Here is an 11,991-nt window from a genome sequence, read left to right as displayed (position 1 = left end):
ACGTGGAAGGTCGCTGATGCGGTCGCCGAGCAGCCGTGGCTGCCCAACGGCCCGATCCCGACTAACGTGGAGTGGTCTCTGAGCGGCAGCAAGCCCGCCGTTCGGCAGGACCAGGAAAACGGCCACGGAGCACTGGCATGAGTAACGCAGTGATAGTAGGCGGCGGGCCCAACGGCCTGGCCGCCGCCATCTCACTGGCCACCGAAGGGGTGCAGGTCACCGTCCTCGAGGCCGCCGACGAGGTCGGCGGTGGCGCCCGCAGCAGCGAGGCCATCCTCCCCGGCCTGCTGCACGACCACTGCTCGGCGATCCACCCGATGGCCGTAGGTTCGCAGTTCCTGTCCGGTGCCGGGCTGCAACGCTACGGACTGACGTGGCGCTGGCCGGAGATCGACTGTGTGCACCCGCTGGACGACGGCAGCGCCGGCGTGCTGCACCGCTCGGTAGAGCAGACCGCCGACGGCCTTGGCCATGACGGGGCGCGGTGGCGGCTGGCGTTCGGGCGCCCCGCTGCTCGGTTCGACGCCTTGAGCGAGGACATCATGGGGCCGCTGCTGCGCCTGCCGCACCATCCGTTGACGCTGGCCCGGTTCGGTGCACCAACCGTTCTTCCCGCGTCCACGTTGGCCCGGCTGTTCCGCACCGAGCAGGGCCGCGCGTTGTTCGGAGGCGTTGCGGCCCATGCCTTTCGGCCGCTGCACTACCCGATGACGTCGGCGATCGGGCTGGGCATCCTCACCGCGGGCCACCGCCACGGCTGGGCGGTGGCCGAAGGCGGCTCACAGTCGATTACCAACGCGATGGTGGCACTGCTGGGTGATCTGGGCGGCAAAATCGAGACCGGGGTCCGGGTCCAGACTGCGTCGCAACTACCCGCGGCGGACGTCACCATGTTCGACCTGGCGCCTAGTGCCGTCGCCGGGATCCTCGGAGACCGCCTACCGCGCCGAATTTCACGCGCCTTCACCCGGTTTCGGCGTGGCCCCGGCGCGTTCAAGGTCGACTTCGCCGTCGAGGGCGGTGTGCCCTGGGTCAATTCGGAGGCCTGCCGCGCCGGCACGGTGCACCTGGCCGGGACCTATGCCGAACTCGCCGCCACAGAGCGCGATATCCACGGGGGACGCATGCCCGAGCGACCGTTCGTCCTTGTCGGACAACAGTATCTGGCCGATCCGCAACGCTCCGTGGGCAACGTCCACCCGGTGTGGACCTACGCGCATGTCCCCAACGGCTACACCGGCGACGCCACGGAGGCGATCATCGCCCAGATCGAGCGGTTCGCCCCCGGCTTTCGCGAACGCGTCATCGGCCAAGCGGTGCGCTCGACGACGCAGATGGCCAGCTACAACCTCAACTATGTCGGCGGTGACATCATGACCGGTGCCAAGGACATTCGCCAATTGACGTTCGGACCGCGCATCACGCTGTCGCCGTACACCATTGGCGTGCCGGGTATGTACATCTGCTCGGCGGCCACCCCGCCGGGGCCCGGCGCGCACGGCATGTGTGGGGCCAACGCGGCCCGGCTGGCCCTCGACCGGCTGGCCCGGTAGCGCGAGAAGACGCAAAAGCACCCATTTCGGTACGAAATTGGGTGCTTTTGCGTCTGCTCGCCGTTAGAAGGTGACCACCACCTTGTCGGCGGCGCCGGGGCTGCCGGCCAGTTCGAGCGCCGCGCCGACATCGTCGAACGGGACGGTGTGGCTGACGATCAGGGCATACTTCTCCCAGTGCGCGACGAGATCCGTTGTAACCTCGAATATCTCGTCGGGATAGCCCATGCTTCCGACGATGGCTATCTCGTTGCTCATCACGTTGACGAACTCGACGGAAACCGGTTCCTTGTGCACGCCAACGATACCCAGGGTGGCGCCCTTCTTGGCGGTAGCCAGCGCGGTATTCACGACGGCGGGCACCCCGGCGCAGTCGAGGTAGATGTCGGTACCGGCCTTGCCGGGGAACATGCTTTCGCCCTCGCCGTGCAGTTCGACAAGACGCTGTACGACGTCCTCCTCGGCGCAGTTGACGACGGCGTCGGCGCCAATCCGCAGCGCTTTGTCCAGCCGGGCCGCGATCAGGTCTATCACGACGATATGGTTGACACCAACGGATTTGAAGGCCAGCGTCGCGCCCAGCCCGATGGGCCCGGCACCGAACACCGCAACCTTGTCGGTCGGCCTGGGCTTGCAGCGGTTGACACCGTGGCGCGCGACGGCCATCGGCTCGTTGAGCGCGGCGACTTCCCACGGGACGTGCTCGGGGATGACTTCCAAACTGGCTCCGCGCACGGCGTTTTCGATGAGCAGATAGTCGGAGAGGGCCCCGGCGGGTCCGCCGTTGCCGATGATGCCGCCGGGGGCGGCCATCGGGTTGATGACGACGTGGTCGCCGACGGCGATACCGGACACCTCGGCGCCGACCTCGACAACCTCGCCCGCGGGCTCGTGCCCCAGCGGCGTGCGCCCGTGCCGAGGCGGAACACCCCCGATCGCGATGTAGAACGCGTCGGAGCCACAGATTCCGCACGCCCGCATCTGCACGAGAACATCTTTCGCGCCAACCTGCGGACGGTCGGCCTCGACCACCTCAGCCTTGCCCGGGCCGGTAACCATTGACACCTTCATGGGCTGCCTTCCAGTTCGATGTCGAACGTATCGAGGTACTCGGCGAAAACAGGTTTGAGCCGTTCGACGGACAGGTCGTACTGGTCGAGGCTGTAGGTATTGGGCGCGAACCGGTTCTGCGGATGCTCGGCGAGCCAATTGCGCATGCGCGCTTCGGTTTCGGCGGTAAGCGGATCGCCCGCCCAGTCGTAGATGCGGCGCATCACGTCCATCGGGTCACGCATCATGTCGTGGTAATACATGTGGAAGAAGCGCTCGTCGCCGATGCGATCGCGGGCCCGAAGCGGCCGCTCGACGTGATACCGCATCTGGTCCATGGCGTCGCGCCCCATCGCCTTTGGGTCGATGGCCTCGGGATGCAACACCATTCCCTTGGGCAGCTGCCACAGGTTGGCAAGCGACGCCGTTGCCTTGTAGGGGTCGCGATGCGCCCACACGAGTCGGGCGTCGGGGAACACCTTCAGCAAGGATTCGATGTGCACCGAATGAGACGGCATCTTCAGGCTCCAGGCGCCCGGCGCGGTCGACTGTAGGACCTGCAGGTAGCGCTTCTGGTACTCGTAGGCGCTGCTCATGTCGGCTTCGTGGAACAGCCACTGGTAGTAGCGCGGCGTTGATAGGAAGGAGTCCCAGGACAGCCCTTTGAAGTCCTGGTTGTGGATGAACATGTCCTCGGTGGGGCCGTCGGCGTCTTCCCAGTGCGGCAGTGGCATGTTCGCCTTTTTGATGAACTCCAGGATCTGGCGCTGCTCCTCGAGCAGCGCCACACATCGCGGGTCGGTGCGCAACGTCTCGGTCGTGGCCGGCGGCACCGGACGCACGCACTCCCAGTGCAGCAGCGAGCGCCGACCCGGGTCTTGGTCGAGCAGGTAGCTGATCACCGTCGTCCCGGTGCGCGGCATGCCCAGCACGAACAGCGGCCGCTCGACGGGCGCGTCGAGCACTTCGGGATGGGCACGGATGTAGTCGTGCATCTGCAGCCGGCGGCCCAGGGCGTTGGTGGCGTCGTCGAGGATGCGCTCGCGGCCGAACGGCGTGAACGCCGGCGAGTTGTTGAGTTCGTCGAGCATGATCGCCAATCCCGCACGCCACGAGTCGGATTCGACCTCGGTGAGACCGGTGCGCTGGGCGGCCAGCTTGAGGACGTCGTCGGGGGTCGCCAAGTTCTGCAAGTTGTCGAATTCGCCCACGGCTCAGACCGTCAGGTATCCGCCGTCGACCGCGACGGTGGTGCCGGTGATGTAACGGGCGGCGTTGGTGCAGAGGAACAGCACCGTCGGGGAGACCTCGTCGGGCAGGCCCATCCTGCCCATCGGGGTGTGCCGCATTTCGGGTTCGAGCAGTGCGGGAATGTCGCGCACCGGATGGGTCATCCGCGTGTCGATTAGCCCCGGCGCCACGGCGTTGACGCGGATGCCGTCGTCGACCCAGCGCCGCGAGAGGTTCTTGGTGAACGCCACCATCCCGGCCTTCGACGAGCTGTAGGCCGGTACCGCGATCGCGGAGACGAACGCCGACATCGAGGCGATGGTGACCACGCTGGCTCCCCCGGCGGCGTTGCTCGCCTTGAGCCGTTGGTGACAGGCCATGGTCAGCCGCATGTGGGCGAACATGTTGACCGCCACCGAGCCGGCGTAGCCGTCGGGATCCCACTCGTCCTTTTGCGCCGCGTAGGGTCCGCCGGCGTTGTTGATCAGAACATCAAGCGCATCAAGGGAATTGGCCAGCGCATCGATAGCGGCGGGATCGGCCGCTTGACACTGGTGGTACTGCAACGCACTCAAATCGGTTTCGGGATAGTCGGCCGCCGACCCCCGGGTGCCCGTCACCGTGACCACAGCGCCGGCCTTAACGAAATCGCTGGCAATCGCATAGCCGATGCCGCTGGTGCCGCCCGTCACGAGCACATCGGTGCCGCTGAAATCGAAGCTGACGGTGTTCACGCTGGTGTTCACTACAATCCCCTCAATTCGTGGATCTCCTCGGTGAGCCAGGCCTTTACCCAGAAGTTGTCGGTGTCGCCCAGCAGCGCCTCGTGGGCTTCGGCGGCCACGGCGCGCGCGGCGCTGTCGGCGGGCTCGGCGGCCAGGACCAGGTCGGTGAGGTGCAGTGCCTCCACCGGGCGCCCGCCGACCAGGTGCGCACGCGCAACCTCGACCAGCGCGTCGGCCCCGGCGGCGTTAACCACATCGGCCGCAACGGAATTCGGCGCGACGCCGTAGAGCTCGGTAGTGGAACGGTGCTGAAACCAGCCGGCGTACATCTCCCAGATGGCCCGCACATTCCAGGCGGTCTTGCCGTAGCCCTCGCCGACGTCGAGGTCTTCGGGCACGCGCACCTCGCGCATGGCGGTGTAGACGTCGGCACCGGAGTTCATCAGCTCGACGGTCCGGTCGTGCACGGCCTGCATGGCGTCGCGCATCGCGGTGATCTCCTCGGCGATGCGATCGGCGCCCTCGATTGGGGCGAAGTGACCGGTGACGATCGTTTCGGGGCCGTATTCCAGGACCGTGTTCAGCGCCTCGATGTAGAGGATCGGGTCGCGGTACCGGTCTCCGCGGATCGTCATCAGGTTCGGCACGTGACCGAACAATGGACCGAAGAGGTTGCCGCTGAACAGGATTCGTTCCTGGGGTAACCAGACCACCGCCGCGTCGGTGGTCTCGCCGCCGGGGGTCCAGGCCAGCTCGAAGGCGCGCCCGCCGACCGTTGTGTGGTGGCGCATATCGAACGTTGTGGTCGGTTCGGGAAAGGAGAAGTCGATGGTTGCCGGGTCGATGGTCTTGAAGTGTTCGAGCATCGCGTCGGAGAATTTCCGAAAGGCGAACGACGTCTTGGGCACCCGGTAGCCCATCAGGCGCTGGTTGTCGTCACGCCAGTAATGGTAGTTGCGATGCATGATGATGTCGGTCTCGCCGTCACGCAGCGCGCTGACCCCACCCCAGTGATCGGCGTGCCCCTGGGTGACGACGACGGCCCGCGTCGGCCCCGGCACATCGGCAAAAGCCTTGCGGTGCAACGGACCTTCGAATACCAGGCCGGTGTTGACGATGACCCGCCCGTCGTCGGTGGCCACCGCATACGAGTTGGAGACGCCCGGCGACATCCAGATGTCTTTGCCAAGGGGTGTCGCCGCGGCGCCCGTCGCCGCCGCCAGGTCGGCAGCCCCGGGACGCTCCCGATGAATCCCAGCCATGAAAGGCGATCCTCTATAGTTCTAGAGGTAAAGTCAAGCGCTCGCGACAGAAGAGGCGGCTATGGGATTGCGCGGCCTGGCCGACAGGGTTGCAGTCGTTGTCGGTGGCGCCACCGGTATCGGCGCCGCGACCGCCGCCCGACTCGGCGAAGAAGGCTGTCGGGTGGTGATCGGCGACGTCGCCGCCGAACCCGCGCAGCGCACCGCGGCGGACATCGCCGCGGCCGGCGGAACGGCGACGCACGTCGCCTTCGACCTGGCGGATCCCGAGTCGGTGGCCGACCTGATCGCCACCGCCGCAACAACATACGGCGGCATCGACCTGATGTTCAACGTCGGGGCCGACATGAGCGCCCTGCGCGGCGACTCCGACGTCGTCGATATCGACTTCGGCGTGTGGGACCGGGTGATGGCGGTGAACCTGCGCGGCTATGTGGCCGCCATGAAGTACGCCATCCCGCGGATGCTCAGCCGCGGCGCCGGGGCGATCGTCAACATGTCCTCGGCGGCGGCGTTCCAGGGCGAGCCCGCGCGACCGGCTTACGCCACCGCCAAGGCCGGCATCGGCGCGCTCACCCGCCATATCGCGTCGCGGTGGGGCAAGGAAGGCATCCGCTGCAACGCGGTCGCCCCGGGCTTCACCGCGACCGACGCCATCCGCGAGGTGCCGCAATGGCCGCAGCTGGAGGCCGCCGCACTCAAACGAATCCGCGGACCTCGCGTCGGCGATCCCGGCGACATCGCAGCCCTGGTCGCCTTCCTGCTGTCCGAGGAAGGCGCCTGGATCAACGGCCAGGTCATCAACATCGACGGCGGCACCGTCCTGCGCTGAACCATGCCCAACCACACCTCCCGCACTCCCCGGAAACGCAACGGCGACGAACGCCGGCGCGAACTGTGCGACGCGGCCATCCAGGTGCTGGCCGAGCACGGATCCCGCGGACTGACGCACGGGCAGGTCGACCGCTGCGCGGGCGTCCCCGACGGCACGACGTCGTACTACTACCGCACCCGCACGGCCCTGCTGCGCGGCGTGGGCAAGCGCGTCGCCGAAATCGACGTCGCCAACCTGCGTTCGGTGATCGACGAACCGCTCGACCCGGACTCGCCGTTCGCCCACCTGGCGATGCTCACCATGATGCAGGCCGACGGGCCCGGCCTCATGCTGAACCGCGCGCGGCACGAACTGCTGTTGGGGGCCGCGCGTGACCCGGGCCTGGCGGACACGTCGACGGATTTCACCGCGCGAATCCTCATCATGGCCCGCGAGGCCATCGCCCACCTTCAGCCCGGCACCGGCGATGCCGACCTGCTCGCCGCGCAGACGACGGCCGTGACCACCTTTATTGCGGGCGTGTTCGCGCGGCTAGTCGCCGGCGACCGCGCGGTCGGTAGCGCCGGGCAACTCGCCGGCCTGCTGCAGGCGATCGCCACCGCGGTGTCGCTGGAAGTGCGGGCTACCGGTACGAGTAGCAGGCCTCGCCTGTCTTGACGCCGAGCTTTCCCGCCTGGACTGTAGGACTGCTATCACGCTGGCGGTCGTCGCGCGTGCGATTGCCGCGACCGCTTACAGCAGCTTCATTTGTTCGGGCTGCGCCGCGACAGGCTCGAGCAGCTCCGGGCCGTTGTTGCGGACGTTGTTGACCAGCGTGGAAATCTCCCGAATCTCGACATCATGCACGTCCGGCGGGCGGGCCAGCAGCTCGGGATCCAACGCGGCGTCGGGGTTCAGCCACCCGTCCCAGTCATCCTCGGGCACCATCAGCGGCATCCGGTCGTGGACATCGCCTAATTCGCCGACGGCGTCGGTGGTAATGATCGTGCAGCTCAGCAGGGGCTGCGCGTCCTTGGCGGGCTTCCAGACCGACCACAGACCGGCCATGAAAAGAGTGTCGCCGTCGGCGCGGTGCATGTAGAACGGCGTCTTGGCGGTCTTCGTGCCGGCGTCACTGGTCGCCCGCCACTCGTACCAGCCGTCCATCGGCACCAGGCAGCGCTTGCTCTTGGCCGAACCCCGAAACGCCGGGGAGCTGGCGACCTTGTCGGCGCGAGCGTTGATCAGCAACGGGCGCTTGGTGTCCGGCCCACCGTCGGGACCCGCCTTGACCCACGGCGGTATCAGCCCCCAGCGCATCAGCCGCACCCGGCGAGTCGGCTCGTCGTCGGGCTCACTGTGCCGGGAGACGACCGTCGTGATGGTGTTGGTGGGCGCGACGTTGTAATTGGGCGCTGTAGCGCCCGTTACCTCGTCGATCGCCTTGATTTTCTCGGCCAGCAGGGCCGGATCAGTCGTGACTGCGAACCGTCCACACATGACTCCATGGTGGCAGAGCGGCCCGACAAGAGATGATGGACCGGTGAGCAGATGGCCGGCGCCGATCGCGGCGACCCCCGTCGACGCGACCGTGACCGTTCCCGGCTCGAAGTCGCAAACCAACCGGACGCTCGTGCTGGCGGCGCTGGCCGCCGCGCAGGGCCAGGGCGTCTCGACCATCGGCGGAGCGCTGCGCAGCCGTGACACCGATTTGATGATCGAGGCGCTGCGCACGCTGGGTCTGCGGGTGGACGGGCCGGACACCGAACTGACCGTCAGTGGCCGCCTCGAACCCCGGCCCGGTGCCCGGGTGGACTGCGGACTGGCGGGCACGGTCCTGCGTTTCGTTCCGCCGCTGGCGGCGCTGGCCGATGCCGCGGTGGACTTCGACGGCGACGAGCAGGCCCGGGCCCGGCCCATCGCACCGCTGCTGGACGCGCTGCGGGGCCTGGGCGTCCCGGTCTACGGGACGGGTCTGCCGTTCCGGGTCACCGGCGCCGGAGCGGTGACCGGTGGCTCCGTGGCCATCGACGCGTCGGCGTCGTCGCAGTTCGTGTCCGGTCTGCTGCTGGGCGGGGCGTCGTTCGCCGAAGGGCTTACCGTGCAACACACCGGTGCGACGCTGCCGTCTGCGCCGCACATCGCGATGACGGTGGCGATGCTGCGTCAAGCCGGCGTCGACGTCGACGACTCCGCCCCCAACCGCTGGCAGGTCCGGCCCGGCCGGGTGAAGGCTCGGCACTGGGACGTCGAACCCGACCTGACCAACTCCGTCCCGTTTCTGGCCGGAGCGGTGGTCACCGGCGGCGCAGTGCGCGTGACGGGCTGGCCGACGGACAGCGTCCAACCCGCCGACCAGATTCTCGACGTGTTACGCAAGCTGAATTCCGTTGTCGCTCAGAGCGATTCAATCCTCGCGGCGCGGGGCCCGGCGTCGTACGGCGGCTTGGACGTGGACCTGCGCGCCGTCGGCGAACTCACCCCTGCGGTGGCCGCGCTGGCCGCGCTGGCGACGCCGGGATCGGTGTCGCGGCTGACGGGCATCGCCCATCTGCGCGGGCATGAAACCGACCGGCTCGCCGCGCTGAGCACCGAGATCAACCGGCTGGGTGGCGACTGCCGGGAAACACCCGACGGTCTGGTGATCACCGCGCGGCCACTGCAAGCCGGTACGTGGCACGCCTATGCCGATCATCGGATGGCGATGGCGGGCGCCATCGTGGGGTTGCGGGTGCCCGGGGTCGAAGTCGACGACATCGCCTCCACCACCAAGACGCTGCCGGAGTTCCCGCGACTGTGGGCCGAAATGCTCGCGCCCGGCGAGGATGCGGGACACCGTCGCGGGCCGGGGAAACGCACATTCAACAGGGGTGCCAGCGGTTGAGGCCCGGCGATTACGACGAGGCCGACGTCAAAGTCCGCTCCGGCAAGGGCTCGCGACCAAGGACCAAGACCCGGCCCGAGCATGCCGATGCCGAGGCGGGCATGGTGGTCAGCGTCGACCGCGGTCGTTGGGGGTGCGTGCTGGGCCACCGCGCCGATCTGCGCGTGACCGCGATGCGCGCCCGCGAGCTGGGACGCACCCCGATCGTCGTCGGGGATGACGTCGACCTGGTCGGCGACCTGTCCGGGCGGACGGACACCCTGGCCCGCATCGTGCGGCGTGGGCCGCGGCGAACGGTGTTGCGGCGCACCGCCGATGACACCGACCCCACCGAGCGGGTGGTGGTCGCCAACGCCGATCAACTGCTGATGGTGGTGGCCCTGGCGGACCCACCGCCGCGCACCGGACTGGTCGACCGTGCGCTGATCGCCGCCTACGCCGGCGGGCTGAAACCCATTCTGTGCCTTACCAAGACAGACCTTGCCGCACCCGAGCCCTTCGCGGAGCAGTTCGACGGCCTGGACCTGACGTTGGTCGCGGCTGGCCGCGACGATCCCCTGGTCGCGGTGGCGGACCTGCTCGCCGGCAACATCACCGTGCTGCTGGGGCACTCCGGCGTCGGCAAGTCGACATTGGTGAATCGCCTTGTGCCCGAGGCTGATCGGGCCGTCGGCGAGGTCACCGACATCGGCCGGGGGCGGCACACCTCGACGCAGTCGGTGGCGCTGCCGTTAGGCGAGCCCCCGCATTCGGGGGGCTGGGTGATCGACACGCCAGGCATCCGCTCGTTCGGACTGGCCCACATCGAGCCCGACGACGTGCTGCTGGCTTTCTCCGACCTGGCCGAGGCGACGAAGGACTGTCCGCGCGGCTGCGGGCATATGGGCCCGCCGGCCGACCCCGAGTGCGCGTTGGACACCCTGACCGGTCCCGCCGTGCGCCGCGTCGCCGCCGCGCGACGGCTGTTGGCCACGCTCAGGGAGCCCTAGCCGCCCCGCGACCGTGCGCAGATGCACGCCCAAGTGCGGCGTGTCGCGTGCAAACGCGCACGCTCGCGCCAGGGAGGGACGTGCGCCCCGGGGCGCACGCTCGCGCCCGGGGAGTTAGGCGGCCAGGTCGTCGGGCGCGATCGGCGTTGCCACGCCGCCCTTTTGGCCCCTCTGGCCTCGGCGACGCCGCCAACCGCGCACGGTCGCGATCGCGGTCTTGAGCCCGCGCCGCCGTCCGGTGTTCGGGTCGGTGCCCGCGAAACCGGGCTCGAGTGCAGCAAACATCCGCTCGCTGCGGGTCTCGGGCGCGTTGTCGACATCGTCGGTCAGGTACTTGTTCGGCAGCGACAACTTAGCCAGCGTGCGCCACGTCTTGCCGTACTGCACCAGGAAAGAGCCTGTGGTGTAAGGCAAGTCGTACTTTTCGCACACCTCACGCACCCGCACCGAGATCTCGTGCAGCCGGTTGCTCGGCAGGTCGGGATACAGATGGTGCTCGATCTGATGGCACAGGTTGCCGCTCATGAACCGCAGCACGGGGCCGCCCTCGAAGTTGGCACTCCCCAGCATCTGGCGCAGGTACCACTGGCCCTTCGTCTCACCGATCATGTCCGTCTTGGTGAATTTCTCGGCACCGTCAGGGAAATGGCCGCAGAAGATCACGGCGTTGGCCCAGACGTTGCGGATCACGTTGGCCGTCGCATTGGCTGTCAAGGTGGACCGGTACGTCGCGCCGGGCGACAACGAGGTCAGCGCGGGGAATGCGACGTAGTCCTTCAGCACCTGGCGACCGGCTTTGGCCAAGAAGTCGTCGATCCGCTGGCGCGCCTCCTGGTTGTCCATCCGCTTCTTGAGGATCTTGCCGATCTCCACGTGCTGCAGTCCGACGCCCCACTCAAAGAGGAGTGCGAGCAGGGTGTTCCACACCAGATTCAAGATGTTGAAGCGCTTCCAGCGCTGGTCCCGGGTGACACGCAGCATGCCGTAGCCGACGTCGTCGTCCATGCCGAGGATGTTGGTGTACTTGTGGTGCACGAAGTTGTGGGTGTAGCGCCAATGCTTGGACGACCCGCTCATGTCCCACTCCCATGTCGAGGAGTGAATCTCCGGATCGTTCATCCAGTCCCACTGGCCGTGCATGACGTTGTGGCCGATCTCCATGTTCTCGACGATCTTGGCCACGCCGAGGGTCGCGGTACCCGCCCACCACGCCGAGCGCTTTGAGCTGGCCGCCAGCAGCAGTCGGCCGACCACCTCCAGCGAACGCTGACCGGCAATGGTGCGACGGATGTAGCGCGCGTCCCGCGCGCCGCGAGAGTCTTCGACGTCCTGGCGTATCGCGTCCAGCTCAACGGCCAGGTTCTCAATGTCGGCGTCCGTCAGATGTGCGAATACGTCGACGTCAGTGATCGCCACCGTGTTCCCTCCCTGCGGTTCTTTGTGTCCATACCTACGCTATCGTAACCTACGACTCCGTAAGTTAC

The 11,991-nt window shown here is 67.8% G+C and carries 11 protein-coding genes; 5 read left to right on the top strand and 6 right to left on the bottom strand.

Annotated features, from left to right (window positions below; all coding sequences use genetic code 11):
* The first annotated feature begins 137 nt into the window (after positions 1 to 137).
* On the top strand, positions 138 to 1,553 hold the full coding sequence (locus tag JO236_RS03200; protein WP_293324619.1) for a phytoene desaturase family protein: 1,416 nt from the start codon (positions 138 to 140) through the stop codon (positions 1,551 to 1,553).
* Positions 1,554 to 1,616: 63 nt separating this feature from the next.
* Here the strand turns inward: JO236_RS03200 and JO236_RS03195 are convergent, their stop codons facing one another.
* Genes JO236_RS03195 through JO236_RS03180 form a run of 4 tightly spaced genes read right to left on the bottom strand, consistent with a single transcriptional unit; the run spans position 1,617 to position 5,820 of the window.
* The gene (locus tag JO236_RS03195; RefSeq protein ID WP_293324617.1) at positions 1,617 to 2,624 is read right to left on the bottom strand and encodes a zinc-dependent alcohol dehydrogenase; all 1,008 of its coding nucleotides are present in this window, start codon (positions 2,622 to 2,624) and stop codon (positions 1,617 to 1,619) included.
* Positions 2,621 to 3,814, bottom strand: a complete 1,194-nt coding sequence (locus JO236_RS03190; RefSeq protein ID WP_293324614.1) for a sulfotransferase family protein — start codon at positions 3,812 to 3,814, stop codon at positions 2,621 to 2,623. The genes JO236_RS03195 and JO236_RS03190 overlap by 4 nt, the downstream gene beginning before the upstream one ends.
* A 3-nt stretch (positions 3,815 to 3,817) precedes the next feature.
* Positions 3,818 to 4,567: an SDR family NAD(P)-dependent oxidoreductase gene (locus JO236_RS03185; protein WP_293324624.1), complete on the bottom strand. Its 750-nt coding sequence runs from the start codon at positions 4,565 to 4,567 to the stop codon at positions 3,818 to 3,820.
* An 11-nt stretch (positions 4,568 to 4,578) separates the two neighbouring features.
* On the bottom strand, positions 4,579 to 5,820 hold the full coding sequence (locus tag JO236_RS03180; RefSeq protein WP_293324612.1) for an alkyl sulfatase dimerization domain-containing protein: 1,242 nt from the start codon (positions 5,818 to 5,820) through the stop codon (positions 4,579 to 4,581).
* Between the two features lie 61 nt (positions 5,821 to 5,881).
* On the opposite strand from JO236_RS03180, the gene JO236_RS03175 reads away from it, so the two are divergent.
* Together JO236_RS03175 and JO236_RS03170 are read left to right on the top strand one after the other, a co-directional pair.
* Positions 5,882 to 6,652: an SDR family NAD(P)-dependent oxidoreductase gene (locus tag JO236_RS03175; RefSeq protein WP_293324609.1), complete on the top strand. Its 771-nt coding sequence runs from the start codon at positions 5,882 to 5,884 to the stop codon at positions 6,650 to 6,652.
* Positions 6,653 to 6,655: 3 nt separating this feature from the next.
* A complete protein-coding gene (locus JO236_RS03170; protein ID WP_293324607.1) occupies positions 6,656 to 7,312 on the top strand; it encodes a TetR/AcrR family transcriptional regulator in 657 nt (218 codons plus the stop codon).
* Between the two features lie 75 nt (positions 7,313 to 7,387).
* Here JO236_RS03170 and JO236_RS03165 read toward each other — a convergent pair whose 3' ends face one another.
* Positions 7,388 to 8,134, bottom strand: coding sequence for an SOS response-associated peptidase (locus JO236_RS03165; protein ID WP_293324604.1), 747 nt, complete (start codon positions 8,132 to 8,134; stop codon positions 7,388 to 7,390).
* Between the two features lie 43 nt (positions 8,135 to 8,177).
* Here JO236_RS03165 and aroA point away from each other — a divergent pair, with 43 nt between their 5' ends.
* Entirely contained in the window at positions 8,178 to 9,518 is a 1,341-nt protein-coding gene (gene aroA / locus JO236_RS03160; RefSeq protein WP_293324601.1) for a 3-phosphoshikimate 1-carboxyvinyltransferase, read from the top strand.
* Positions 9,515 to 10,507, top strand: a complete 993-nt coding sequence (rsgA, locus tag JO236_RS03155; RefSeq protein WP_293324599.1) for a ribosome small subunit-dependent GTPase A — start codon at positions 9,515 to 9,517, stop codon at positions 10,505 to 10,507. The genes aroA and rsgA overlap by 4 nt, the downstream gene beginning before the upstream one ends.
* Before the next feature lie 114 nt (positions 10,508 to 10,621).
* On the opposite strand, the gene JO236_RS03150 is transcribed toward rsgA, so the two are convergent.
* Positions 10,622 to 11,923, bottom strand: coding sequence for a fatty acid desaturase family protein (locus JO236_RS03150; RefSeq protein ID WP_293324597.1), 1,302 nt, complete (start codon positions 11,921 to 11,923; stop codon positions 10,622 to 10,624).
* Positions 11,924 to 11,991 lie beyond the last annotated feature (68 nt).

Origin of the sequence: Mycobacterium sp. (assembly GCF_019247635.1) — a bacterium.
In the GTDB taxonomy this organism is placed as follows: Bacteria; Actinomycetota; Actinomycetes; order Mycobacteriales; family Mycobacteriaceae; genus Mycobacterium.
Note: the sequence above shows the minus strand (reverse complement) of the source record. Positions and strands in the feature narration are given on the sequence as shown.